Raw genomic sequence first — 26318 nt, forward strand, 5'->3', positions numbered from 1 at the left:
TTAGTTAGCTCTGTCTTCTTCTTCGCTTCTTTTGCGCTCCTTTACTTTGTAGGTAGAGCTTCCAAAGTTATAGGTTATGGAAAATGCCAAACGCTGTGTACCAAAGTAGTGGTATAAATCATTATTTAAAATGCTTTTTTCCCTAAAGATGAGCCTTCTTTTAATATTGTCGAATGCGTCATAAAGGGTGAGTTTGGTATTGACTTTGTTCTGTAACCAGGCTTTTTGCAGGCCAAAGTCAATTCCATAAACCGGAGAGAAAACATACAGGCCATTACCACTTTTTGATTCATAACTATAGCTTATATCCAAAAGCCATTCTTTTAAACTGAAAACATGACTTCCGTTAACGGTATAATTGAACACGCCAATATGGTAGGTCTGTCCAAAATAAGGCGTCAATTCCTTATTATAGTAAAAGCCCACGTTATGGTTCATTCGCCACCAATTATTTACCATTAGGGGCATGCTTAACTGCATATTTGCAAAATCTCTATAGGGAAGATTTCGTCCCAAAAAGACAAGTTCATTCGTCGTTGGACTATATTCAGGATACCTGGCCATTGGATCTATTTCACGACCAGCATTCAACGAAATATTAAATGTTTTTCTGCTATAAGTTAAGGCAAAAAGGTTGGTTGTAGAAGGCTGAAGGTATGGATTTCCAATCCAATAATGCCTTGGGCTATAATAAAAACGAAAGGGATTCAATGCGGCGAAAGTGGGCCTTGTTAATCGGCGGCTATAATTAAAACTGAGTTGTTCACCCTTACCAATTTCATAAGTAAGATTTAGGCTTGGCAGCCACTTCAGGTATTTCCTTTCGGTAACCGTAGCATTGGTAATGGAACTGGCCACCGTGCCGGTATGTTCCGCCCTCAGGCCCAAACTGTAATTGAATTTTCGCCATTGGCCATTATAAGATAGGTAACTCGCAGCAATATATTCTTGGTAACGAAACTCATTGCTACGCTTGGGGTCTAAGCTAAAAATAGCATTGGCCAGCGTATCGTAACGCAAATTGTTCTGAGTGGTCGTATAGGCAAATTTTCCTCCAAATTCTAATTTTCCCATGCTCAAGTTTTGGAGGTAATCTGCTTGGGCTGTATGGATGAGTATATTGTTCCTTGAAGTGGTTTTCCAGTAATTTAACAAATCATCATTAAGTAGATTTCGATTCTGAATATCCTCGTTTTGCCGATTATCGACCTGAGCCAATGAAGTAACTACATGAAGTTCGCTGTTCCTAAATTGAGCGTCATAATTAATTCCCCCTGCATAATTATATTGTTTAGGCATTGCATCATTATCGCTCTTAATAAGTGCTACTACATTATTGAGGTTACTTGTCTGTGTAAGCAGTAGGTTGTGCGATACCGCATTTCGATCTATTTGGTAAGTCCTCAAAAATGCTTCTAGGCGCTGCCTCTCTTCCAATTGGTAAGTGGCCCTTGCCTGTACATTAAAATTCTGATTGAAGGTAGCGGTACGGGTATCTGTAGTCATCGCATTCGTATTAGCCAAGTACTGCAAAGAATAGTATTTATAAAAAGTGCTCCCGATAGTTTGCCCTAGCTTCAGATCATAGATAAACCGATTGGTCTTTAAAACCATTGATAAGTTGTTATCCAATAAACTATAAATATTTCGCTGAAACCGGGCATTATAAGTTCCCCTCAAACCCATAGATTGGTTCCTTTTTAGCTTAACATCTATAATACCTCGATATTCACCATCGTATTTTGAGGGGGGCTGATTAATCATTTCTATGGATTCGACCATATCTGGCGATAAGCTACTCAAATAGGCCTGGATTTCTTCATTATTCATGTTCACTGGCCTACCATCTACAAACAAGGTGGGTGCAACACTGTTAGCCAACTGCATCGTTCCATCTTGGTTAACCCGGAGACCGGGAAGCTTTTTGAATACATCCAACAAATTAGAAGCAGACTTGAAAAAAGTATTATTGGCTACACCAATTTTCAATTGTCCATTTTGCGTACTGAAATTAGGCTGCCCACTTATAATGGTTACTTCCTTGAGCAGGTTAGGGTCTTCGGCCATCAGAATGTTGCCCATCTCTAAAACATTTGGACTATTCACATGGATCAATACTTCTTTCTGCACGTTTAAATAGCCCATTAAAGTAATTGAGAGTAGATATTTTCCATTTCGTATTTCCCTAAATTCAAATACCCCCAAGGTGTCGCTGTTGGCATATTTAATTAGCATTGATTGATCTTGACTGGCCAAGGACAAGTTTGCCAAAGGTAGCGCCTGGTTGGTGTTCGCATCAACCAATTTTCCTTTAATGGTTTGAGCGCTTAAGAATTTGCCTAGACATAAAAAAAGGCACACGAATAATGTAGGTCTCATCTTGGGAATTGGATTTTTGAATAGCCAAAACTAAGGGAGAGGGAAGGCAAAGAAGTCTCGATTCTCAGATCCGGGAGTTCGGAATTATAAATCTAGACCAGCCTAGATAGGTGAAACAGCCGACAACCGTTCTTTATAAAGCGTTGGGGTAGTATGCTTATGTTTTTTAAAGGCGGTGTAAAAAGTAGATTTTGAGTTAAAGCCAACTTCATAACCAATGGCTTCGAGTTTAATCATTTTGTTGTTCGTAATCAGTTCACAGGCCTCATTTATCCGATACTCATTGATATAGGCTGCAAAGCTTTTACCCAAATTATCATTGAGCAACTGCGAAAGTTGATGTCCTGAAATGTTGATTTTTTTGGCCAAATCGTTCAATTTAAGGTCCGGGTTCCTATAAAGTTGTTGCTCAAGGATAATCTGCTGCAGTTTTTCTGTTAAGGCCTGAGCCTGTTGTTCTACAATTTTTTTGTTGGCATAACGACGTACTGGATCTTGGTTCCCCGAAAAAAGATGGATGGTTTTTCTGTTGCTCACGAATAAGAAAATATTCAGGTAAAGGATAAGCGAGAAAAATAAGGCACCACTAATACAGGGCCCATTAAAAAAATCGAAAACAGACAATTTAAATGCTGCAGGAATCACTATGTTGCCTATAAATACAGATAGTAATAACATCTCATTAGAAGAAACTTTTTCCCTTGAAGTAAAAAGCTTGAAAGCAATCGTTCTCAGCATCCAGCCTGAAAGTAAAATATAAATAACCAGTTGTGCAGAAATTATGGTACCGATATAATTATTCCATAGATCGGGATGGTTATCATATGGGGCAATAAGGCCAGCAATTACAATAGCCAACACCCAGAACAGATAGGTCCAATTCCTTATGATCGTCGTTTTTTTTACCTCTTGTCCAAATGTCGATCTGATAAAATAAAAAAGGGACGGGCCTACCAATGAACTTCCTAAAATACCTATCTCGATATAGAAGCCAGGCAATGCCGGATAGAAATAAAAAATAAAAGATTTACTGATCTTTAGACAAAGCGTCAACAATAATAAGCCCAAGAGTACAGAGGCCGCTGACCTTGATTTCTTGAAGAACAACAGATAGATACTGATGATAAAACCATTAAAGGCTCCCAAGGCACTGAAGAAAAATAAGATTTGTTGACCAAGGTTCATTTAACAAAAATAATAATCTTGTGGTAACGTCAAGCTTACAAGCAATAATGATTTTTATTTTGAGGTATAAAAATGGTCATATGACCTTTAAATTTACTTTTAACGGAGGTATCACCTAAAAAATTACTATGGCTGCATAGTAATTTAGATTTAAAGTGTTAGCTTTGGCAATAGCTAACCAATATATTACCATTATGCACTTTGAATTAAGCGAAGAACAGCAAATGATCAAACAGGCCGCTAGGGATTTTGCCCAAAACGAGCTAAAGCCTGGAGTAATTGAAAGAGATGAACATCAAAAATTTCCAACCGAACAGATAAAAAAACTGGGCGAACTTGGTTTTTTGGGAATGATGGTCGATCCCAAATACAACGGAGCAGGAATGGATAGCATTTCCTATGTTTTGGTTATGGAAGAACTTTCGAAGATAGACGCTTCTGCCTCTGTTGTGGTTTCCGTAAATAACTCATTGGTGTGCTATGGCCTGGAAAAATATGGAACGGAAGCCCAAAAAGAAAAATATCTTAAGCCTTTGGCCGCAGGAGAACAGATTGGTGCTTTTTGCCTTTCCGAACCAGAAGCAGGGTCTGATGCTACTTCACAACATACAATGGCAGAAGACAAGGGCGACTATTATTTACTGAACGGCACCAAAAACTGGATTACCAATGGCAGTAATGCGAGCACGTATCTCGTTATTGCCCAAACCCACAAAGAATTAAAACACAAAGGCATTAATGCATTTATAGTAGAAAAAGGAATGCCAGGCTTTACCATTGGACCTAAAGAAAATAAACTCGGAATTAGAGGGTCTGATACGCACTCCCTGATGTTCAACGATGTAAAGGTTCCCAAAGAAAATCGGATTGGGGAGGACGGTTTTGGTTTCAAGTTTGCCATGAGCACCCTTGAAGGGGGAAGAATAGGTATTGCAGCACAAGCCTTGGGTATTGCGGCAGGTGCCTATGAATTGGCCCTTGCCTATGCCAAAGAGAGAAAGTCATTCGGCAAACCCATTGCAGAACATCAAGCTATTGCTTTTAAATTGGCCGATATGGCCACACAGATTGAAGCAGCAAGATTACTGGTCTATAAAGCCGCATGGCTTAAAGATCAAGGTTTATCTTATACGCTTGCCGGGTCAATGGCCAAACTTTTTGCAAGCAAGGTAGCTATGGACGTTACCATTGAAGCCGTACAGATACACGGCGGGTATGGCTTTGTAAAAGAGTACCATGTAGAGAGACTGATGCGAGATGCCAAGATCACCCAGATCTACGAAGGTACTTCAGAGATACAACAACTGGTCATCAGCAGGAATATATTAAGCTGATCCTTAACTTCCGTTGATGGATTAAAAAATGGCACAAATACAAAAAATTATCTACCTATGAAGGTAAGGCGTACTTTAAAGCATATAAAAGTACGCCTTTGCTTTTTATATCTTCTGCTAGGCTTTTTTCTATTGATCATTTGACATCCCAAAAACAGCATCCAAAATCATCTTGATAATGGTCACTACAATGGCCAACAAAGCAGCAGATAAAAATCCAGAGGTATTAAATCCCTTCATCATACTATCCACGAGTAGGATCATGAGTACTGAAATGACAAAGGACATCAGGCCTAAAGTGAGTAAGTTGAGGGGGAAAGTGAATATACGAAGGATAAATCCCAGCGTGGCATTCGCCAACGCAATTAATACGGCCGCTATAATGGCGCTTCCATAGCCGTCTACAGAAACCCCTGGCACCAGATAAGCACCCATGAGTACCGCTAAGCCCATTAAAAGGATTTCCAAAATTACTTTTATCATACTATTTTAGTTAAATGTTTAACAAATTATCCTTAATAACTATTTGCGCTACCCTATTGTTTGCCCATTGTTCAAATTCCAACCAGGAATTGGATATTCGGTTTTCAAATGACAGCACAAAAATCATCTTAGGTAATATAGAGGAAAGGAATTTATATCAACTGCAAAACTACTTAAACAATGATAGTTTATCCCGCCAGTTGGTCAGTGTAAGCCTTCTCCCATCTAACGGTGATACGGCATCTGCTACGGAAAAAATAATTGAGGGACAATTAAGCCTTCATAAGGGACAAGTGATATTCAACCCCAAAATTCCCTTGGTAAAAGGTAGTACCTATCTTGTTGAATCATTGTTAAACAGCAGTTTTGGTGAAACAGCAGACATTTTAAAGGGAAGGGTAGGAAATCGCATCAAACTTCAGCAAAAAAAATTGACACGATAAGATATCTTTATAAATCTGCCACTATATTTGAGGCTGCAATTCACAGCCCAATCAGAACAATGGAACAAGACACCACCAACCACTTTACTTCCTATCAAAAAATAGTAGTTTTTCTTTTGGCTGTTACCCAATTTACTGTAATCCTAGATTTTATGGTCATGTCGCCCCTTGGCGACGTGTTGATGAAATCATTAAGCTTAAAGCCTTCTGATTTTGGTATTGCGGTATCTGCCTATGCTTTTAGTGCTGGTATTTCAGGTCTTCTGACTGCAGGTTTTGCCGATAAATTTGACCGTAAAAAACTATTGTTGTTCTTTTACATTGGCTTTATCATGGGCACCGTATTTTGTGGTCTGGCCCATACCTATACACAACTGGTAGCAGCCAGAGTGGTAACCGGCCTTTTTGGGGGCGTCATCGGATCCATTTCTATGGCCATCATTACAGACCTGTTCAGCCTACAACAAAGGGGTAGGGTAATGGGCTTTGTGCAAATGGGTTTTGGCGCAAGCCAGGTACTTGGCGTACCCATTGGCTTATACTTGGCCAATATTTGGGGATGGGAAGCTCCTTTTTGGCTGGTTGTGGGGCTAGCCATGATCATCGCTGTACTTATTGGATTTAAGCTTCGACCGGTAAGCCAACATCTTTTAATTAAGAGTGAAAAAACTGCACTAAGCCATTTATGGCATACCGTAATACAGAAAAGGCATCGTATTGGTTTTACCTCAACGGCTTTGCTGTCTATTGGAGGCTTCATGATGATGCCATTTGGCAGTGCCTTTGCCATCAATAATCTGCATATCACCAATAACCAATTGCCCCTAATGTTTATGATCTCTGGCCTCAGCTCACTGCTGATCCTTCCATTAATTGGAAGATTGAGCGACAGCGTAAGTAAATTCAAAATATTCATGTTTGCTTCTATCTGGATGATGATCATGTGTTTAGTTTACACCCATCTTTCTGCCACACCATTCTGGCTGGTTGTCATCTTAAACATCTTAATGATGATGGGCATCATGAGCAGAATGATACCCTCTTCTGCATTGACCAGTGCCATACCCGAACCCAAGGACAGGGGCGCTTTTATGAGTATCAACTCCTCATTACAGCAAATTGCCGGTGGCGTGGCCGCTGCCGTAGCAGGCCTGATCGTTACCCAACCAGGCAAGGGCTTGCCATTGGAAAACTATAACGTAGTCGCATACGTTATTGTGGTGATATCCATTATTAGTATTTTACTGATGTACAGGGTAAGCCGACTGGTTGTAACCAAAGAAGATACCATGGTAAAAGAAGCCCAACCTTCTCCTCAAAACTAAAATGGTTTGCCAAGAAAGCCATAAGCGCAGCCAAGAACGAATGGATATCCAATGAATTTTCTTCAATTTTAACGCTTTGCAATCAATATTGGCCTATTTCTAAATAACAGCACAAAGACAAGGAGTCAGGCTCAATTAAACCATCGATAGCATTATATTGTCATCGAATATTTTTTGAGGTGAAAATTTAAATTAAACATGTATCTTACATCCACAAACTAAACTATTTTTAGATAACATGAAGAAGATTAAGGGATTGATTTTCCTAACCATTCTGATTATGGTCGCCTGTAGCCCAAAAATATCTACCAAGGTGACCAAATCTTACCCTGCACTAGATTATAACCAAGAAGTAATTATATTGGGCGTACAACAAGAGGAACCCAAGGATGCAGAATTGCTTGGAGAAATCAAGATTGGCGATTCGGGTTTCAGCACCAAATGTAGTTACGAAACCGTTATAGAAAATGCCAAATTGGAGGCTCGGAAAATAGGTGGAAATGTAGTGAAGCTTACCCAGCACAAAACACCATCGGTAATGGGCAGCTCCTGTCATCGAATCGCTGCAAGAATCCTTAAAGCAAAAAGTATCGAAGCGCTTCGTGACAACCAAGAAGAGCTTGTCCTGAATGTAGACTATGCATTGCTGCACATTTATAGATATGGGGGAATGGGCTCATTGGTAGGATATAATCTTTACCTCGGCGATTCGATCATCTGTCGAGTAAAGAACAACTTCAAAACTACACTTCAAATCAAAAAAGATGGACTAAATACCCTATGGGCAAAGACCGAATCAAAAGCCGAGGTACCTATAGACCTAAAACCTGGCAAACAGTATTACCTTCGTTGCGGTATTAATATGGGGGCTTTAGTCGGCCGACCATTATTGGAACTGGTTGATAGCCGTACGGGGAAAGCCGAGTTTGACGCCTTTAAGGCTAAAAATCAATAATAACTTTGGCCCTTATTTAAAATATATTTAAGCACTCCATTTTATGATGATGAAGATTACCCTTACTACAATAGCTGCGCTTATTCTATCCCTTACCACTCAAGCTCAAGACCTTATCGTCACTACTAAAAATGATTCGATTAACTGTAAGGTTACAAAAATAAAAGCTGACCATATCTACTTTACCTATGTGCACAAGGGGGAAGTACGCCATACTTTAATGCCCTTGAGCCAAGTAAGGCACCGACAAAATGATTATTATGCTACCTCTGTCATCCCCTTGGATGCCAAAGCCATCCATAAGTATACTAAATTCAGAATCGCTGTTCATGGTGGTTATAGCCAAATGGTGGCCAAAACGGCTTCCAGCGTGCCCAACAACCTGAAATCCTATATCGATGAATTAAAATCGGGATCCCACTTTGGCGCAGAAGCCTCTTATTTCTTTTCCGAATCATGGGGCGCAGGCCTGAACTTTAGCTTATTTAATACTTCAAATGTATCTAACAGCTTAATGAGAAGTGATGATTTATCAGTTACCTTTATTGGCCCAAATGTATCTACCAGATATAGTAGCCCAAATGAAAAACATACCTTTCTTCTGGGCTTAGCTTTAGGCTATTTGGGATATCATAACAACGTGGTCGAAACCAGTTCCTACAAACTAACAGGCAGTACATTCGGTTCTACCTTGGCCTTTATGTATGACCTAAGGTTATCAAAAAGCCTTGCACTTGGTGCACAATTCTCCTATATAGCCGGTTCCCTAACCAGTTTAACCGCAAGTAACGGAACTACTTCTATTACACACAAGCTCGAAAAAGAGGAATATGAAAGCTTAAACAGGATAGATCTTTCTTTAGGATTAAGATTTAGGCTATAAATGTTAGACTTCATCCAGACCGAAGAGGACATTGCCAGGAACAACGGCGGCAACTATACCTTCGAGCACACAATCTTACCGACCTCTTAACCCTTTCCTTAGCTTCCCGAAACCTCGGGAAGAGGATCGGAAATGTGCGTGCAAGTTTCGATATTTACGGTGGAACTGTACGGATGCTGCATCGGAATGACTATCATTCATCGTTATGTTATGTTTTAAGGTGTTCATGAACTTGGCAAATCCTCGGTTATACCTTGGCTGAAAAGAACCCTATTATCAAAGATTTTGAGAAGCTAGAGACCGAATTTGCATAAATGAATTGTCCTATCTGCTCCTTACGTCATTGCGAACTGAAGCGTAGGCTTGGTGTGGAGGTGAAGTCATCTCTTCCAGATACCATGCCATTCCTCAGTATCTAATTTTCTCAAAACCTCGCTTTGCCATAGTGGGCTTTCTGTTCAGTTTTTGGGTATGTTGTTCGGGCCTTCTTCGGAGCTTGTTCGGTAAAAAGGCGCTTTTACCGAAGGTTTCCCGAACAACACCCGAACAACACCCGAAGAAAGTCCTCTTTTTTCTATCCTTGTCTTATTCTAAAATAACGTGAGTTTGGCTTATGTCTTATACCGAATTAGCTTTATGCAAATCGGGTATTTAAATGGTTGAACACTTACAACTCTTTTCACCTCAATGGCCCACGGCCTAGTTTTTTTTAGTTTGCCTATCTTTTATTGTACTCAAGATTGCTGCGCAACTTCATGAGAAAAAGGACCAAACCTGAGGCTTTGCCTAAACCTTTAAAATAAATATATGAACTCATAAATGAACCGCCAAAGTGTCTGATTGCCAAAAAAGTTATTACTTACTTGCCACATCCGCCAAGGCCGGCTTTAAAGCTGAACAAGGGGCTTAGTTGGCTAACGCTCATAAAATTAGATCATTTCTTACCCGAACTCACACTAACATATACCTGCACCTATCATACCGAATCCATTAAACAGTTTAAGGTATCAGCTGGTCAACTAAAAACCATTTCAAATACCTCAACAGGCCTATTTTATACAAATTGTGCCCTATAAGATCTCCTTACCATATCCCTTCTTCAATTATGTAGCCCACCTAAATGTTCTTAGGTACCTAAGGTGCCCAACTAAAACATGGCTCCCAGAAAAAGCAGGGCACCAAAGGCCGCTTTATCCTGATGTCATGTGGGTTAGAAGATCATTATCGAGAATTTGACTTTTATTTTTTAAAATAATTTTATATCTTTGTATCGCAAAACAAGAAAAGAGGGGACAGGTGTCCCCTCTTTTCTTTTAGCGAAAATACCATATGCAAATAGAAAATAGAGTAAGCGCCCTAGTAGAAGAGAAGATTGCAGACAGGCCAGACTTGTTTTTGGTAGACGTTAAGATGTTGCCAAACAACAAGCTGATTATTCATGTTGACGGCGACAATGGAATTAGCATAAAGGACTGTGTGGCAATTAGTAGGCACGTAGGCTTTCATTTGGAAGAAGAGAACACCATTGAAACGGCCTATAACTTAGAAGTTTCTTCCCCCGGCGTTGGCGAACCGCTAAAGCTTAACAGACAATACCTTAAAAACATTGGCAGAACACTAAGCATTAAGCTGGGCAACGGGAGCCAAAAGGAAGGAAAGTTACTGGAAGTTAACGATAATTCGATCACGATCGAAGAAGAAGTAAAAGAAAAAGGAAAAAAAGTGCAATTGGTGAATAGCCAAATTGAACTGAATGATATAACAGAAACAAAGGTTTTAATTTCATTTAAATAAAAATGAACAATATTAATTTAATCGATTCATTTCAAGAGTTTAAAGACTTTAAGAATATCGACCGCCCTACGGTGATTAGTGTATTAGAGGAAGTATTTCGTAGCATGCTGCGCAAAAAATACGGCACAGATGAGAACTGCGATGTCATTGTAAATCCCGACAATGGGGATTTGGAGATTTGGCGAACCAGAAAGGTAATGGAAGATGGCTTCTCGGAGGATGATGACCTGGAAATCGAACTTGCCGAAGTACATAAATATGATGCGGATCTAGAAGTTGGCGACGATTATATCGAGCAGATCACCCTCGAAAGTTTTGGTCGCAGGGCTATTTTAGCCGCACGTCAAACTTTGGTTTCAAAGGTATTAGAACTGGAAAAAGACGAGATCTTTAAAAAATATAAAGATAGGGTTGGCGAAATTGTAACAGGTGAAGTTTACCAAGTTTGGAAAAAAGAAACCTTGGTATTGGACGATGAGGGCAACGAGCTGATCATGCCTAAAACAGAACAGATCCCTGCCGATTATTTCAAAAAAGGCGATGCCGTACGTGCGGTGATCTCAAAGGTAGACATGGTAAATGCCACCCCTAAAATTATCATTTCCAGGGTGGCCCCAGAATTCCTACAACGTTTATTCGAGATTGAGGTTCCTGAAATTTTCGATGGTTTGATCACCATCAAGAAAATTGTACGCGAACCTGGCGAGCGCGCCAAAGTTGCCGTAGAATCTTACGATGACAGAATTGATCCGGTAGGCGCCTGCGTAGGGATGAAAGGCTCTCGTATCCATGGTATTGTAAGGGAACTGAAGAATGAAAACATTGATGTGATCAACTTCACCAACAACATTTCACTATATATTCAACGTGCACTTAGTCCGGCTAAAATCACTTCCATTAAATTGGATGATGAGACCAAACATGCATCAGTTTATTTAAAGCCAGATCAGGTATCATTAGCCATTGGCCGTGGCGGACACAACATTAAATTGGCAGGTAAACTAACCGGCTACGAAATAGATGTTTATCGCGAGGCTGGTGAAGAAGATGAAGATGTAGATCTGGAAGAATTCTCAGACGAAATAGATAGCTGGATTATCGATGAGCTAAAAGCCATTGGTTTAGATACCGCTAAAAGTGTATTGGCACTCTCTATAGACGAATTGGTAAAACGTACCGATTTGGAAGAAGAGACTATAAAAGAAGTAGTCGGAATTCTGCAATCAGAATTTGAATAGTGGTGGTACTTGAATTAATAAGAATAAACGTTACTTTTGTATAAATAGAAAAACAGGATAATCAATGTCAGACGACAAAACCATAATGTTATTAAAAGCAGCAAAGGAGCTTAACATAGGACTCGCTACCGCGGTAGAATTCCTTGGTAAGAAGGGCTATGCTGTGGATAATAAGCCTAATACCAAACTCTCTAGCGAGATGTACAATACCCTTCTAAGAGAGTTTCAGGGAGATAAAATTGTTAAGGAGGAGGCTAACCAAATTGTTATTGGCAAAATTCGTCGTGATGAACCTGAAGTTACCACAGAAAAAGCACCTGAGCCAACAAAGAAAAATCAAGACTTTGAAAATGAAGGTGTTTTAATTAAAAACCTCAACAATTTCGCTCCTGCTGTAGAAAAGCAAAAGGAAGAAAAACCAGCTGAGCCTGTAAAAGAGGAGCCCAAGGTGATTGTTGAAACCAAACCGGCCGAGCCCGTTGCAGAAGAGGTTTCTCTACCAGGTGTTAAGATCGTAGGAAAAATAGATCTCAATGATTTAAATCCGAAAAATAGACCTGCAAAAAAAGAAGAAACTCCTACTCCCGCTCCTGCTGCACCAGTTGCAAAAGAAGAAAAGCCTGTTGTGGAAGAAAAAACAGAGGAAAAACCTATTGTTGCTACTCCAGAGCCAGTAAAGGCAGAGGAAAAACAACCTGTGCCAGAAGCTCCGAAACAAGAAGAAAAGCCCAAGGCGGTTGAACCACCTGCACCTGTCAAAGCTCCAGAAACAGAGGGACACGATGAAGTCATTAAGGCCCGTTCCGTAAAATTGTCTGGTCCGAATATTATCGGCAAAATCGAATTGCCGGTTACTCCAGACAGAAGAAGCCAGCCTATTGCCTCTTCTAGTGATAGCGAGGCCGCTAGACGTAAGCGTAAACGCAAAAAAACACCGGGAAATGCTCCTCAAACGCCTAGCCAAACTGGCCAACAGACACAAGGTAACCAACCTCGTCCAACAGGCGTACCAAGTAATCGTCCCGATTTTAGAAATAATAACCCACAGGGGGCAAGACCTAACTTTAGAAACAACAGGCCTGGAAGCACGCCTAGTGGCCCTAAAGAAGAACCTTCTGAAAAAGAAATACAAGACCAGATCAAAGCAACACTTGCTCGTTTAAGCGGTGCTGGTAAATCTGGCAAATTTGCACAAAGAGCCAAATTACGCCGTCAGAAGCGTGATGATGTGGCTTTAAGTGCTGAAGAAGCAGCTTTAGAGCAGGAAATGCAATCTAAAGTACTAAAGGTAACCGAGTTTGTTACGGCAAACGAATTGGCAAACATGATGGATGTACCAGTGACCAAAATTATTGGTACCTGTATGAGCCTTGGTATGTTCGTATCGATCAACCAACGTTTAGATGCCGAAACATTAACCATTGTAGCTGACGAATTCGGTTATGAAATCCAGTTTGTAAAACCTGATGAAGAGGAAGATAATATCATAGAAGAAGAAGATTTAGAAGAAGATCTATTGCCTAGGGTACCAGTGGTAACCATTATGGGACACGTAGATCACGGTAAAACTTCCCTGCTAGATTATATTCGTAAAGCAAATGTAGTAGCTGGTGAAGCTGGTGGTATTACGCAGCACATCGGCGCCTATAAGGTAACCACCAACACAGGTAAAGAAATTACATTCTTAGATACACCTGGTCACGAAGCCTTTACGGCCATGCGTGCCCGTGGTGCGAAAGTAGCAGATATTGCCATTATTGTTATCGCTGCAGACGATGCGGTGATGCCTCAGACCAAAGAGGCCATCAATCACGCGCAGGCGGCTGGTGTACCTTTGGTTTTTGCCTTCACTAAAATTGATAAGCCAGGAGCAAACACCGATCGTATAAAAGAACAACTTTCTGTCATGAATATCTTGGTGGAAGATTGGGGTGGTAAATTCCAATCGCAGGAAATATCAAGTAAAAGCGGTCTAAATGTTGACCTATTATTAGATAAGGTATTACTAGAAGCCGAATTATTAGAATTAAAGGCCAATCCATCCAAACGTGCTACAGGTACGGTAATAGAGGCTACACTTGACAAAGGACGTGGTATTGTTACCACTATTCTGGTTCAGGGCGGTACTTTAAGAGTTGGAGATCCAATATTGGCAGGAAGCTATAGCGGTAAAGTGAAAGCCTTATTCAATGAACGTGGAGCTAAAGTAAATGAAGCTGGCCCATCTGTACCTGTACAGGTATTGGGTATGCAAGGTGCACCAACAGCTGGTGATCGGTTCAATGCCTTAGAAAGCGAAGTTGAGGCAAGAGAGATTGCCAACAAGCGACTACAATTGATGCGCGAACAAGGTCTACGTACACAAAAGCACATTACTTTGGCCGAAATTGGTCGTCGTTTGGCTATTGGTAACTTTAAAGAACTGAACTTGATCATTAAAGGTGATGTGGATGGTTCTATCGAAGCCTTGGCCGATTCATTGCTTAAACTTTCAACAGAAGAAATACAAATCAACATCATTAGCAAAGCCGTAGGTCAGATTTCCGAATCAGATGTATTGTTAGCGTCTGCATCTGATGCCATCATTATTGGTTTCCAAGTACGTCCTTCAACTGGTGCACGTAAATTGGCAGAGCAAGAACAAATTGATATTCGTTTGTACTCTATCATCTACGATGCCATCAACGAAATCAAAACGGCCATGGAAGGTATGTTGGCCCCTGAGTTTGAAGAGAAGATTGTGGCCAATGTGGAAATCAGAGAGACCTTTAAAATCTCTAAAGTGGGTACCATTGCCGGATGTATGGTATTGGATGGCAAGATCAGCAGAAACAGTAAAATCCGTATCGTTAGAGATGGCGTAGTGATCTATACTGGTGAACTAGCTTCTCTTAAACGCTATAAAGATGATGTAAAAGAAGTAGCTAAGGGTTATGAATGTGGATTAAACATCCTGAACTTCAACAACATTGAAGTAGGTGACATTGTTGAAGCATACGAACAAGTAGAAGTAAAACGTAAGTTATAATACTTTCGGGTATTTAAAATATAGGGAGCGATGGTAATCGCTCCTTTTTTATGGGCGAACAGAAAAGAACTAAGAATGGCTGAACATAATGCTGATGCAAATTCCTCAAAAAAAAACTTTGATTTTGTAGATACCATTAGATGTATCTCTATGATGGGTATTGTTTGGGAGCATAGTTCGGCCATCAGCATAGATCTTTATACCGACAAAACTTCGCTCCTAGTGCAGTCCTTTTCTCTCCAGGCCTTTAAATTTGTAACCATTGCCTTTTTTCTTATTGGCGGATTTTTGATCAACCATAAATTTCAAGAATATTCAGCCAAACAATATTTAAAGAATAGATTTAAGAACACGATAAAACCTTGGCTATTCTGGATGTTGCTTTTTGTGGCCCTAACTATCATTGATAGATTAGTTGCTTGGCATAAGGGAAGTGACGTTGGACTGCTTTCTACTAATTTTCCGCTGTACTTTTATAAACTGATGAATATGACCCTATTCTTCAGTCCATATTGGTTTATCCTTAATTTTCTAATTTGCATTGCCATATTGCTTGTATTTAAACGGTATCTATATAAAACGTGGTTTGGAATTATTCTTGCACTGCTATCTTTAACCTATAGTCTAAATCTTCATTTTAGGTGGTTTGAAACTACGCATTCTGCCGCCCTTTTTGGTTTCGTTTTTTACCTTTGGCTAGGTGTTTATCTCAACAGGTACTTCGAAACCTTTAAACAATGGGTAGCCAGACTCTCTTGGGGTGCTATTTGGGCCGGCATTATCATTACTCTTGCCCTTTCCATGGCAGAATCCTTCTATTTGATAAATACAGGACTAAAAGATGCCTACAATACCTTGAGAATAACCAATATCTTTTATTCTCTAATCGTGTTCGTAGCCTTGTTTAAGATGGGACCAATTAAAGCAATACAGCATCTTCATCCAAGGCAAACCACTTTTGGTATTTACCTAATTCACTTTATCATTCTGGAAAGAATATTATATATGGTTTTCCAGCCTCTTGCGCTTGATTTTAGCCAATTTAATATTTGGGAGAATACGGGGATTACTTTTGCAAGATTTTTAGTGGCTTATGTTTCGTCGTTCTACATTACCCTATTGCTAAATCGTACAAAACTTAAATGGATGGTAGGACAATGAGGTTATTTTAATTTAAAAAAACTCAGCACTTTGTTTATTTTATAATTGAGCTTTCTTTTTTGTCTAAGTAAATTGACCTCGTTTTTCAATCTAAATACTTCATTCATGTAGAACTCATTATTGCTTTTCAGAAAGGATAGGTATAGATTTTTGTTGCTGATCACTTCATCAAGTTTTCGAAATGCCGTTAATTGATTTTCGTGCATAAACAAATGGTTACGGGTCATTCCAGCAGAACTCACTCTATAATACACCAAAGGTTCATCAATAAATATAGTGGTTAGCTTATTTTCGTAGATCTGCAACCAGAAAAACCAATCTTCCTTAGCTTTTAATTCTTCGTCAAATTGATATTTTTCCACAAGTTTTGCAGGAAATAAGGCACAGTGGATCGGTATGGTAAAGCTTTTATCCCATTCTTTTAGAATGGCCTCCTGATTAAAATACATTTCCTTTAATAAGCAATAAGGAGGAAGTAGTGTCTGCTTTTTTTCATCAAACTCCTGAAAGTTTGTAATCACCACGGTTGGTCTTTCCTTATTGACACTCGCTATCGACTTCGAAAATTTTTGAGGGGCAAGATAATCATCGCAGTCTAAGAACTGAATATAATCTCCCGTTGCTTGCCTTAGACCATAATTTCTCGCAGAGCTGAGGCCACCATTCTCTTTTTTGAAGTACTTTATCCGCTCATCTGTTTTCTGCCAGGCTAACGCCTTTTCTTCTGTTTCATCAATACTACCATCATTTACTAATATACATTCCCAATCGGTATAATCTTGTTGGCGTAAAGATCGGATGCATTCCTCTAAAAAGCGACCTTGATTATAGCAGGGCACAACTACCGAAATCTTTAATTGGCTCTCCATCAACTTTTATTTTTGTAAATTTTAAACCCCGCTTTAATGCCTTTTAACATCTTGAAAATCAGCTCTCTTTTTTCCTTAAATGTATATTCTTTTGCTTTTATAATGGTTTTTGCTTTTTTCCTAAAGTCTTTGCATAAGTTTCGATAGAAAATGGGGCTGTAGTTTCCTGGAAAATATCTTTTTAATGCCTTTTTTAACAAGAACAAGTTCCGATATTCATAATAAGCTTGCAAAGGCCTAATTTTAGTCGAAATCTCTTTCCTTTTACGATACATCTGTGCCGTTTTGGTATAGATGATATTCGTATATAAGTTTGCCAAAATACCGTACTCCGTGTCGTCGCCAGCAATAAAATATTCTTTTCTGGGATAACCTATTTTTTCTACCACAGAACGATGAATCAGCATTCCCTCAAAGCAGGCCGTATTAACAAAGCAATAATCTTTATGCTGTAGAGAAATATTATTGTGCAGTATAGGCATGCAAGTTCTATAATCGAAATAATGCTCCCATTGAAAGACTTGGTTATTATCTTTAAATATCCTTAAAGGATGGATACATTTTGATATAGAAGTATATTTAAACAGCTGTTCCAAGCAATCGACGAAAGGTTCTACATCATCATCCATTACCCAAATCCATTCATAGTGCTGCTGATAAGCTTTTGCTATCCCTGTATGAAAACCTCCTGCACCACCAGTATTTTCTTGAAATACCAATTCTATTCTTTCCTCCTTCAGACTTTTCAAATATTCATCGGTACCATCGGTAGAACCGTTATTCACAATAATGATTTTGTCTAGCCTTTGGCTTTGTTTTAGAACAGAATCTACGCACTCCTTTAGAAACTCTAAACGGTTGTAAGTAACAATAACGGCGCAAATTGATGTTTGATCCATCTTTAATTATTGAGAAGTGCTTGAATTCTTTTTACGGCCTTCTGGTAGCTGAGGTTTTGCTTAGCATATTGATAGGCATTGTTGACAACATCGAGGTAGTACTCTTGACCTTTTTGCTCAACAAAATCTATCTGAGATGTCAAATCAGATAAATCGTTTTTTACTGGAATGAAGTGTTTATAAGGTTCCAACTCGAAATGATAATAGGATTTCCATTGCCGCTCTTGAATGAATAAAAGTCTTTTGGTATACAGCAGCAACTTTAATCTACCACTGTATCCTCGTCCTTCAAGATCTATGAGGTACCTATACTTTGTATGATCAGCTAATGAGATGTAAGTGTTTTTTTTATTTCCTTCCATGTATTGATCAACATAGGTGTTGTGGGCCTCAATTTTTTCAGGAAATTGTTCAGAAAGAGAAATGATCTTTTCTCTGATGGGATTGGTTTTTACGTTGCCAATCCAAAGCATTTTGTCGTAAACAAAAGGAACTTCTGAAGCAGCCGAGATTTTTTCAATCGTTGCTGTATAGTCTTCAATTCCAGCTTGTTGCCAGTGATCGAAAATAAAGTCTGGAAAAACCGAGTTCAACTTCTCTTTGCTATCACAACAATAATAAAAATTATTTGCTTGTATTTCTCCCACAGGGAAATCTCCGGTATGTAGATTAAAGGACAACGCCTTAGCAGAAATGCCACACTTTATGGCATCCATCGTCATTTTTATAGAAGACTCTGCCCTGGTTTGAAATGAATTGAAATTTTCAATAGAAGAAACCTGACCATCTTTGATCGCTATTTTTAACAGTTCCCTTGGTTCTTCCTTGGTCTTTTTGCTTTTAAACCACATCGTTCTTAAAGTTTTTAGCTACCTCTAAAGCACTCGCAATCACATGATGCATATCCATGTATTTGTAACTGGCCAATCTGCCCAAAAAAGTAACATTTGCAAGCCGTTCTATTTCCTCTTCATATTGACGGAGTATCTCCATATCGTTGCTTAAGCGTTTTGGATAGTACGGAATATCCTCTACAGCTGTCTCTTTGCTAAATTCCTTAAAGTATACCGTTTTTTCATGCGTTTCCCATGGGGTAAAATGTTTATGTTCATGAACCCTGGTGAAAGGCACTTCCTCATCAGCATAATTTATTACAGCATTTCCCTGATAATCTCCCGCTGCAGTATGTTTTTCAAAATATACGGTCCTGTATCCCAAACGGCCAAATTTGTAATCAAAAAATGCATCAACAGGACCAGTGTAGAAAACTTGATCATAAGCAGAAAAATCTACTTCAGATGGGACAAATTTTTGATTAAGCTTAACTGTTATATTCGGATGATCGAGCATTTTCTCAAAAATTTCAGTAAACCCATTTTTTGGGATTCCCTGAAGTGGCATTGCATAATAATTATCGTTATAATTAAATCTTACTGGCAGTCTTTTTAAAATACTGGCAGGAAGTTCACGAGGCTCGCAGCCCCATTGTTTTTTGGTGTAGCCGTAGAAAAAGGCGCTGTATAAATCTTTTCCTATAAATTTTAATGCTTGTTCTTCGAAATTTTGGGGCGTTTCTATCGTCTTGTCACTTACGCTTTCTATAAATGCCCTGGCCTCTACAGGAGAAAGTGTCTTTCCAAAAAATTGATTGATCGTATGAAGATTGATCGGCAGAGAATAGACATTGCCTTTGTATATCGATTTCACACGATTGGTATAAGGCATCATTTCGCAGAATTGCTGAATGTAATTCCATACCTCTAAATTGTCCGTATTAAAGATATGAGGGCCATATTTATGGATGGTTACCCCGGTTTCTTTATCTCTTTCAGTGTAACAGTTGCCTCCTATATGATCTCTTTCTTCCCAAATTTCTATCAAACTGTTTTTGCTCAGCTGTTCAGCAAGTACACTCCCCGCAAATCCGCTTCCTATGACAAGGTATTTCTTCATTTATTAAAGATGATTTTAGATCAAAATAGAGAGCCAAAAGCTCACATTAACATGCAAACTTACAAAAAGATTTACTACTAAGGGGGTTAATAAAACAACGTTGTTATTTAAATCTTAAGGCAAAAAAAAGTCTACTGAACCAATTTCTCGGTTTTAAATCTGGGAAGTACTCAGGATAATGGAAAACCATAAGCCCAATGAAAAACAGGCTAAATCTCTTTTGGTAGGAGCACTTTATTTTTTTAATCAGCTTTTTATCTTCCTCCTTAAGATTTTTATAAAAAACAAATTCTTGTAGTTGAGTTTCCAATTCGGTATTTAAGGTACTTTTTGTTGCTTTTTTATCTTCACCATAGGCTTTGCCTATCACAGAAGCATTATGCATGCGGTGCAAGGTAAGGCATTGATTTATACATGTTGCCTTATGATGATAGATCGCTACAAAACCCATCCACCAATCATAGTAACCTTTTTTAGGAATGGGTAGAAATTGCTCTATAAATGGCCTTGAAAACAAGGTAGTATGTCCAGTAACGGAATTGTACATCAGAATCCCTTTGAAGCTTCGGTTACTCAGTGAGAAATCTGGTTTCAAGATCTGAATATTCAGCGGAATTTCATCTATATCTATTAGTTCCGAGTTGGAGAAGATGAGCCAATTATCCCCGATATTGTTGGCCAACACCTCAAGTTTATGAGGAAGCCATATATCATCTTGATCACTTATTGCAATATATTCTCCTTGACAAAGCCCTATGGCCTTTTCGAAATTCTTGTTGAATCCTAAATTCACATCGTTTTTATACGTTCTTATTTTAGGATGATTTTCCTTTAACTTTTCTAACCTTTCGTAAGTGCCATCGGTAGAACAGTCGTCCACTACCACAATTTCTATGTTTTCATAGCTTTGCTCTAGGATACTAAAAAGCTGTTTTTCTAGGTATGGACCAGCATTGTAGGTGCATAAGGCGATTGAAATTAAAGGCTTATTTTCCATTTCTATGCAAATAGGAGTTTTATGAACTGCTTAAGGTTAAACATGCGGAAAGAGAAAAGATCAGAAGAGATAAAGCTATTTAGCTTTTTGGCTTGCATGCTTTTTTTTAAGATTTCGTACCATTCCTTTAGCAATTGTTTTTCTAGTGCATTAACCTCAAATATTTGTTTTTCCCGATTAGCGTTTTTGATGCTTAAAAGGTGTGCTTCTATGCTGTGGGTTTGCGCTGCATCTATATTTTGTTTTGGTCGTAATAATAAATGGTGATCATTCAATGTTTGGTCTGAAACTTCGTTGAACAAAAAAGACAAAAGATATCTCTCCGTTTTTATTTCGCTCTGCACCATTTCATTGCGCTTCTTTGCTGAGATGCTCTCGTTATGGATCCGATATTTAATGCCATTATAATTTAGATTAATGACCTTGTGGTGCATTGCAATTTGGGAAAACAGCAGGTAATCTTCAGCATATTCATAAGCCTTTGCATATCCAAAGCTTTTCATTACTTCGGCATCAGCCATTATGGTAGGATGTATGAAAGCATTTCTAAACAGCTGTAGCGCCTTAACCCTAGCGGGAATATGAGGCCGCCTAATTTTGGCGGTTTCTTTCCCTTCGCTGTTTATTGCTATCGCATTTGTTCCGCAAAGCTTATATCCAGTATTCTTAGCTAAAAATCGATACTGCACCTCTAATCGATCAAGACTTGCCATATCATCCGCATCCATCCTGGCAATATATTTTCCCCTACTTAACCTTAGCCCCTCATTAAGCGCTGCAACAATCCCTTGGTTCGTCTCATTGTTAATATAAACAATTCTATCATCATCAAAAGAACAAATAATTTCATGGCTAGAATCAGAACTACCATCATTGATAATGAGCAATTCAAAATTGCTAAAGGTTTGATTTAAGATGCTCTCCATAGCTTCTTTCAAATATAGCTCGCCATTGAATACGGGCATCAAAACAGTAACATCAATAGGCGTATCTTTTGTCATGCAGTCCTTAAAAGTTAAAAGGCAGGGTAAAAATAATATAAATAACCTTTGGCTTTACCATGTTGCTATGTTTTATTACTGATGTTTAGGATCGCTACATCTTAATTTATTTCGCATCTTTGAGTATCAAAGTTTATAATGGAAACAGAAGAAATAAAGCAATCAACTCCTAAAAAGGTCTTATTTATTACCCCATATTTTGGCCTTAGTGGATCAGAGATGCAGCTTTTTTATATCCTGAAAAACCTCGATCGCCAAAAATACTCACCCGTTCTCTTCACTAGAGATCATGGTATTTTGTTAAATGAATTAAATGAAGGGATTTATACTGTTGTAGGCTACAAAAAAAACCGTAATTATCTCTTAAGGTTATTTAGGCTACTCCTTTATGCCGTAAATATTAATCCTGTCGAATATCAATTGCGAAGACTTCAAAAGAGAATTAAGGCTGATTTCTGGTATATCAACACGATTGCCAACCGAGATGCTTTTGCCATTGCACAAAAGTTAAATGTAAAAGTAGTTTCCCATATCCATGAACTCCCTTTTGTTTATGGTTTATCTACATATAACACCCTACAAAGGGTAGTAGAAAATACAGCACTCTGCATTGGATGTTCGCAAATAGTTTGTGAAAAACTCCAAGATATGGGCCATAAAAATGTGAAATTGCTATATGGATTTATTGATCAGGGGCGAATAAAAATTAACGAACCAAGGGCTCAAATACGTTCAAAATTTGGAATCAAAGAAGACGATTTTGTCTGGATTGTTTCTGGAGCCACCAATACCATAAAAGGCATAGATTATTTAATTCCACTTTTGAAAAACCTTAATGATCATCATAAAATAATTTGGATTGGTCCAATTGCCAAAAATGGAACATTTTATTATGCCGAGTCCTCCATAAAGGAGAATTTTTCTGGCAATGTATTTTTCGTCGATAAGCAGTCAGAGAAATATTACGATTATTTTAATGCCGGCGATGCCTTATTATCTTTGTCTAGAGAAGATTCCTTTCCCTTGGTCATGCAAGAAGCGGCTCATTTGGGTATGCCTATTGCCGGCTTTAATTCGGGCGGCATTAAGGAATATGTTATTGATAAAGTAGGAATTGTTATTGACCAATTGAACTTTCAAGCCTTGGCTATGGCCATGGAATATATTGCACACAACCGTAACCTATACGATCCTGAGCAAATTAAGCAATATGCCCAAAGGTTCAATGCTGTAGATCAGACCAGAAGTTTGGAGGCTATCCTTGATAAGTTATAAAGTCTTTACTCACTAAACGTTTGCATTTCGATTAACCTATTATAAAGTCCCTTCTTTTCTGTTAGCGCTGCGTGGGTACCTTGCTCAACAATTTTACCATTATCTATCACCACAATTTCATCAGCATGTTTAATGGTGCTCAAGCGATGGGCAATAACAATAGAGGTTCTATTCTGCATTAAATTGTTAAGCGCCTCTTGCACTAATTTTTCCGATTCGGTATCAAGGGCAGAAGTAGCCTCGTCTAACAACATAATTGGCGGATTTGCCAGTACTGCTCTGGCTATGCAAACCCTTTGCCGCTGCCCGCCAGATAGCCTATTTCCCCTATCTCCCACATTAGTTTGATATCCGTTTTCTGTGTTTATGATAAATTCGTGGGCATTGGCAATTTTGGCGGCATTAATCACCTCTTCTTCGGTAGCATCTGGTTTACCAAAGGAAATGTTGTTGAATATCGTATCGTTAAAAAGAAAGGATTCCTGATTAACGATGCCCATTTGCGAACGTATACTTTCTATGTTCAGCTCTTCATAGGGTATGCCGTCGAACTTGATCGTACCATTTTTAGGATCATGAAACCTAGGAATAAGATCCATCAAGGTACTTTTACCGCCTCCAGATGGGCCAACTAGCGCAATGGTATTCCCCTTTTTGAATTGAAGGCTAACGTTGTTAAGCACCTGCTTATCTCCGTAGCCAAAATCTACATTTTCAAAAACAATGCTATTACTGAAACTGGTTGCCACTTTTGCATCCTCTTTATTGGCAAAAGCGGGAGCGGTATCAATTAAATCCAACACCCTGTCGCCTGCGGTAATGCCAGCGTGTATGCCACTAAAGGAATCGCTAATGGCTTTAATTGGCTGCATTACCTGCGAAAAAGTAGTGATATATACTAAGAACTTTGTTGGAGAAAGGAAGTTTTCTCCTTCTAGGATAAGCGTACCTCCATATAAAACTATGCAGGCCACTACCAATATTCCCAAGGTTTGGGATACCGGAGAGGCTAACTGTTGCCGACGAACAATTTTTCTGTTTATATAAGAATAATACCTGTTTTCCTTATCAAACTTGTCCTTAACTCTTTCTGAAGCGTTAAATGCTTTCACGATCTTTATTCCACTTAACACTTCGTCTAAAAAGCCAATCATCCTTGCAAAAGACTCGTGAGATTGTGTGGTTTGTTGTTTAAGTCTTTTAACAATCTTGCTAATGACAAATCCAGAAACAGGGATAACCAATAAAGAGAATAAAGTGAGCTTAACAGAAATGGAAAGTAACACCGATAAAAATGCAATAAGTTGTAGCGGTTCTTTAAAAACTACTTGTAAGGTATTGGTCACTGTAGCTTGTACCACTTGTACGTCAGAAGATATTTTGGATACAATATCGCCTTTGCGCTCATTGTTAAAATAACCTATGGTAAGTCCAATTACATTGTTAAAAACGGTTCTTCTCAGATTTAGAAGCGTATGTACCCTTAGATCTTCCATGAAACGCTGCGAGAGATATTTGAACAAGTTGGCAAGTATGGCAATCACAATAATGCCAAAACAAACGATCCGTAAAGTATAAATTTTGCCATTACTGCTTATAAGTTGTGCAATATAATCGTTGATAGAACCGATAAAATCTAGAGATCCCGCTTGCTGTGCCTGATTTAAAGCTGACGATTTCCCTATAAAAAGCGTCTCTAAGAGCGGGCCTATAGAAGTAAACAGCGCCGTGTTAAATAGTACAGCAAATAGAGTTGCTATCATATAGGGTATCGCAAATTTTTCAATTGGTTTTGCGAACGATAATAACCTGAAATATGTTTTCATTTAAAAATATAAAAGAAGACAAAGTTACGGATTTTAAGAAATGTTTGCTCATTTCATTAAGCTTGTGTTTGATGCATCCGATTGATTTCTGTTTATTTGTCTAAAGTTTTTTAACCATGATCAACCTTGCTGATTTAAAAGAGAATGTAGAATCTGGTAGCTTTATTGCTTTAGCAAGGGCTTTAACGCTAGTTGAAAATGATATTGGCCCATCTTATCAATTTTTAAAATCATTAAATATAAAAAGCAAGGTCCCCGTAATTGGTATAACAGGGCCTCCTGGAGCGGGAAAAAGCACTTTGGTAAATGCCATTACCACCCAACTCTCCCTACAACACAAAAAAGTGGCTATTCTTGCCGTTGACCCTACCTCACCATTTAATTATGGCTCTCTATTGGGCGACAGGATCAGAATGTCAAAGCTCTTTAACGACCCAAATGTATACATCAGATCTGTTGCCACACGTGGATCGTTGGGTGGCATTTCGGCCAAAACGCTAGAGATGGTAGACGTGATGAAAGCCAGTCATTTTGATCTTATTATCGTAGAAACCGTAGGTGTTGGCCAATCGGAGATAGAAATTGCCGGCCTAGCAGATCAAACGATTTTAGTATTGGTACCTGAGTCAGGAGATGAAATTCAGCACATCAAATCTGGGTTAATGGAAATAGCACAGGCCTTTGTAGTGAACAAGGCAGATAGGGAGGGGGCAGATCTTTTTGCCGGAAATTTAAAAAAGATGACCCAGGAACAACATCGGGACACCCCCATATTCAAAACCATAGCAGAAAAGGAAATAGGCATCGATAGTTTATTAAATTGGATATTATCAAAAGAACGCATTCCAAACCATCGAAAGTCATTATTACTTGCCGAAAAAGCTTATAGATTGATACAGGCTAGAAAAATGTCGATGATCGATAGAAAAGCGCTCGTAAAAGCCATTGATACGGCTCAATTAAGTGAAAAATTCAATATATATAGTTTTATTGAAGAGTGGATTTAGGTCTTTTTTAAACAAAGAAATAAGCATTGTATATAAAAAAGGACTGCATAAGAAACAATACAGTACAATATAGATTTATGATTCAATTTATGTGGGTATTGCCAAACACCCCATAAACCACCTATAAATCAACTAAATAAACAAAAAACCAGCTAAATAAGCTCAATTTAAACACTTTGGAACGGAGTTTGTATAAAGGTTTTGAGATTATAAAAATTTGTTTAATTTTGTATTGCAAAAAATTATACAATAAAATATTTTGTTTAACCTTAAAAAGAAAATT

Annotated in this window: 21 protein-coding genes; 11 read left to right on the plus strand and 10 right to left on the minus strand. The window is 38.6% G+C overall.

What is annotated here, in order from left to right:
- On the minus strand, nucleotides 1–2379 hold the full coding sequence (locus JHD79_RS01055) for an outer membrane beta-barrel protein (RefSeq protein ID WP_199117231.1): 2379 nt from the start codon (nucleotides 2377–2379) through the stop codon (nucleotides 1–3).
- Between the two features lie 102 nt (nucleotides 2380–2481).
- Entirely contained in the window at nucleotides 2482–3564 is a 1083-nt protein-coding gene (locus JHD79_RS01060; RefSeq protein ID WP_199117232.1) for an AraC family transcriptional regulator, read from the minus strand.
- A 194-nt stretch (nucleotides 3565–3758) separates the two neighbouring features.
- On the opposite strand from JHD79_RS01060, the gene JHD79_RS01065 reads away from it, so the two are divergent.
- A complete protein-coding gene (locus JHD79_RS01065; RefSeq protein WP_199117233.1) occupies nucleotides 3759–4898 on the plus strand; it encodes an acyl-CoA dehydrogenase in 1140 nt (379 codons plus the stop codon).
- A 129-nt stretch (nucleotides 4899–5027) separates the two neighbouring features.
- On the opposite strand, the gene JHD79_RS01070 is transcribed toward JHD79_RS01065, so the two are convergent.
- Nucleotides 5028–5378, minus strand: a complete 351-nt coding sequence (locus tag JHD79_RS01070) for a phage holin family protein (protein WP_199117329.1) — start codon at nucleotides 5376–5378, stop codon at nucleotides 5028–5030.
- Between the two features lie 17 nt (nucleotides 5379–5395).
- Here JHD79_RS01070 and JHD79_RS01075 point away from each other — a divergent pair, with 17 nt between their 5' ends.
- The 8 genes from JHD79_RS01075 (at nucleotide 5396) to JHD79_RS01110 (ending at nucleotide 16208) form a co-directional block, all read left to right on the plus strand.
- Entirely contained in the window at nucleotides 5396–5824 is a 429-nt protein-coding gene (locus JHD79_RS01075) for a hypothetical protein (protein WP_199117234.1), read from the plus strand.
- Between the two features lie 59 nt (nucleotides 5825–5883).
- Nucleotides 5884–7149, plus strand: coding sequence for an MFS transporter (locus JHD79_RS01080; RefSeq protein WP_199117235.1), 1266 nt, complete (start codon nucleotides 5884–5886; stop codon nucleotides 7147–7149).
- 238 nt (nucleotides 7150–7387) lie between these two features.
- A complete protein-coding gene (locus JHD79_RS01085) occupies nucleotides 7388–8104 on the plus strand; it encodes a hypothetical protein (protein WP_199117236.1) in 717 nt (238 codons plus the stop codon).
- A 43-nt stretch (nucleotides 8105–8147) separates the two neighbouring features.
- Nucleotides 8148–8987 carry an outer membrane beta-barrel protein gene (locus JHD79_RS01090; protein WP_199117237.1) on the plus strand — a complete coding sequence of 280 codons (840 nt, stop codon included), beginning with the start codon at nucleotides 8148–8150 and terminating at the stop codon, nucleotides 8985–8987.
- Between the two features lie 1329 nt (nucleotides 8988–10316).
- Nucleotides 10317–10781, plus strand: a complete 465-nt coding sequence (gene rimP, locus JHD79_RS01095) for a ribosome assembly cofactor RimP (RefSeq protein WP_199117238.1) — start codon at nucleotides 10317–10319, stop codon at nucleotides 10779–10781.
- Nucleotides 10782–10783: 2 nt separating this feature from the next.
- Complete coding sequence (gene nusA / locus JHD79_RS01100; protein ID WP_199117239.1) at nucleotides 10784–12019, plus strand: transcription termination factor NusA; 1236 nt, start codon at nucleotides 10784–10786, stop codon at nucleotides 12017–12019.
- Between the two features lie 64 nt (nucleotides 12020–12083).
- Nucleotides 12084–15047, plus strand: coding sequence for a translation initiation factor IF-2 (gene infB, locus JHD79_RS01105; RefSeq protein WP_199117240.1), 2964 nt, complete (start codon nucleotides 12084–12086; stop codon nucleotides 15045–15047).
- Between the two features lie 75 nt (nucleotides 15048–15122).
- Nucleotides 15123–16208 carry an acyltransferase gene (locus tag JHD79_RS01110; RefSeq protein WP_199117241.1) on the plus strand — a complete coding sequence of 362 codons (1086 nt, stop codon included), beginning with the start codon at nucleotides 15123–15125 and terminating at the stop codon, nucleotides 16206–16208.
- 2 nt (nucleotides 16209–16210) lie between these two features.
- On the opposite strand, the gene JHD79_RS01115 is transcribed toward JHD79_RS01110, so the two are convergent.
- The 6 genes from JHD79_RS01115 to JHD79_RS01140 form a co-directional block, all read right to left on the minus strand.
- Nucleotides 16211–17077: a glycosyltransferase family 2 protein gene (locus JHD79_RS01115; RefSeq protein WP_199117242.1), complete on the minus strand. Its 867-nt coding sequence runs from the start codon at nucleotides 17075–17077 to the stop codon at nucleotides 16211–16213.
- Entirely contained in the window at nucleotides 17077–17976 is a 900-nt protein-coding gene (locus tag JHD79_RS01120; protein WP_199117243.1) for a glycosyltransferase family 2 protein, read from the minus strand. The genes JHD79_RS01115 and JHD79_RS01120 overlap by 1 nt, the downstream gene beginning before the upstream one ends.
- Before the next feature lie 2 nt (nucleotides 17977–17978).
- A complete protein-coding gene (locus JHD79_RS01125; RefSeq protein WP_199117244.1) occupies nucleotides 17979–18827 on the minus strand; it encodes a glycosyl transferase family 90 in 849 nt (282 codons plus the stop codon).
- Complete coding sequence (gene glf / locus JHD79_RS01130; protein ID WP_199117245.1) at nucleotides 18817–19929, minus strand: UDP-galactopyranose mutase; 1113 nt, start codon at nucleotides 19927–19929, stop codon at nucleotides 18817–18819. The genes JHD79_RS01125 and glf overlap by 11 nt, the downstream gene beginning before the upstream one ends.
- A 103-nt stretch (nucleotides 19930–20032) precedes the next feature.
- Nucleotides 20033–20926 carry a glycosyltransferase gene (locus JHD79_RS01135; protein ID WP_199117246.1) on the minus strand — a complete coding sequence of 298 codons (894 nt, stop codon included), beginning with the start codon at nucleotides 20924–20926 and terminating at the stop codon, nucleotides 20033–20035.
- A gap of 2 nt (nucleotides 20927–20928) precedes the next feature.
- Nucleotides 20929–21927 (minus strand): glycosyltransferase family A protein, encoded by a 999-nt coding sequence (locus JHD79_RS01140; protein WP_199117247.1) that lies wholly within the window; start codon nucleotides 21925–21927, stop codon nucleotides 20929–20931.
- Between the two features lie 138 nt (nucleotides 21928–22065).
- Here JHD79_RS01140 and JHD79_RS01145 point away from each other — a divergent pair, with 138 nt between their 5' ends.
- Entirely contained in the window at nucleotides 22066–23202 is a 1137-nt protein-coding gene (locus JHD79_RS01145; protein WP_199117248.1) for a glycosyltransferase family 4 protein, read from the plus strand.
- Nucleotides 23203–23207: 5 nt separating this feature from the next.
- Here JHD79_RS01145 and JHD79_RS01150 read toward each other — a convergent pair whose 3' ends face one another.
- Complete coding sequence (locus JHD79_RS01150) at nucleotides 23208–25028, minus strand: ABC transporter ATP-binding protein (protein ID WP_199117249.1); 1821 nt, start codon at nucleotides 25026–25028, stop codon at nucleotides 23208–23210.
- 116 nt (nucleotides 25029–25144) lie between these two features.
- On the opposite strand from JHD79_RS01150, the gene meaB reads away from it, so the two are divergent.
- Nucleotides 25145–26035, plus strand: coding sequence for a methylmalonyl Co-A mutase-associated GTPase MeaB (meaB, locus tag JHD79_RS01155; protein ID WP_199117250.1), 891 nt, complete (start codon nucleotides 25145–25147; stop codon nucleotides 26033–26035).
- Nucleotides 26036–26318: the final 283 nt, after the last annotated feature.

The organism is Pedobacter sp. ASV28 (assembly GCF_016428855.1).
Classification (GTDB): domain Bacteria; phylum Bacteroidota; class Bacteroidia; order Sphingobacteriales; family Sphingobacteriaceae; genus Pedobacter.

Bases quoted from the DNA above. Each gene is read 5' to 3' on its own strand.
- JHD79_RS01055 (WP_199117231.1), bottom strand. From the start codon at position 2,379: ATGAGACCTACATTATTCGTGTGCCTTTTTTTATGTCTAGGCAAATTC.
- JHD79_RS01060 (WP_199117232.1), bottom strand. From the start codon at position 3,564: ATGAACCTTGGTCAACAAATCTTATTTTTCTTCAGTGCCTTGGGAGCC.
- JHD79_RS01065 (WP_199117233.1), top strand. From the start codon at position 3,759: ATGCACTTTGAATTAAGCGAAGAACAGCAAATGATCAAACAGGCCGCT.
- JHD79_RS01075 (WP_199117234.1), top strand. From the start codon at position 5,396: ATGTTTAACAAATTATCCTTAATAACTATTTGCGCTACCCTATTGTTT.
- JHD79_RS01080 (WP_199117235.1), top strand. From the start codon at position 5,884: ATGGAACAAGACACCACCAACCACTTTACTTCCTATCAAAAAATAGTA.
- JHD79_RS01085 (WP_199117236.1), top strand. From the start codon at position 7,388: ATGAAGAAGATTAAGGGATTGATTTTCCTAACCATTCTGATTATGGTC.
- JHD79_RS01090 (WP_199117237.1), top strand. From the start codon at position 8,148: ATGATGATGAAGATTACCCTTACTACAATAGCTGCGCTTATTCTATCC.
- rimP (WP_199117238.1), top strand. From the start codon at position 10,317: ATGCAAATAGAAAATAGAGTAAGCGCCCTAGTAGAAGAGAAGATTGCA.
- nusA (WP_199117239.1), top strand. From the start codon at position 10,784: ATGAACAATATTAATTTAATCGATTCATTTCAAGAGTTTAAAGACTTT.
- infB (WP_199117240.1), top strand. From the start codon at position 12,084: ATGTCAGACGACAAAACCATAATGTTATTAAAAGCAGCAAAGGAGCTT.
- JHD79_RS01110 (WP_199117241.1), top strand. From the start codon at position 15,123: ATGGCTGAACATAATGCTGATGCAAATTCCTCAAAAAAAAACTTTGAT.
- JHD79_RS01115 (WP_199117242.1), bottom strand. From the start codon at position 17,077: ATGGAGAGCCAATTAAAGATTTCGGTAGTTGTGCCCTGCTATAATCAA.
- JHD79_RS01120 (WP_199117243.1), bottom strand. From the start codon at position 17,976: ATGGATCAAACATCAATTTGCGCCGTTATTGTTACTTACAACCGTTTA.
- JHD79_RS01125 (WP_199117244.1), bottom strand. From the start codon at position 18,827: ATGTGGTTTAAAAGCAAAAAGACCAAGGAAGAACCAAGGGAACTGTTA.
- glf (WP_199117245.1), bottom strand. From the start codon at position 19,929: ATGAAGAAATACCTTGTCATAGGAAGCGGATTTGCGGGGAGTGTACTT.
- JHD79_RS01135 (WP_199117246.1), bottom strand. From the start codon at position 20,926: ATGGAAAATAAGCCTTTAATTTCAATCGCCTTATGCACCTACAATGCT.
- JHD79_RS01140 (WP_199117247.1), bottom strand. From the start codon at position 21,927: ATGACAAAAGATACGCCTATTGATGTTACTGTTTTGATGCCCGTATTC.
- JHD79_RS01145 (WP_199117248.1), top strand. From the start codon at position 22,066: ATGGAAACAGAAGAAATAAAGCAATCAACTCCTAAAAAGGTCTTATTT.
- JHD79_RS01150 (WP_199117249.1), bottom strand. From the start codon at position 25,028: ATGAAAACATATTTCAGGTTATTATCGTTCGCAAAACCAATTGAAAAA.
- meaB (WP_199117250.1), top strand. From the start codon at position 25,145: ATGATCAACCTTGCTGATTTAAAAGAGAATGTAGAATCTGGTAGCTTT.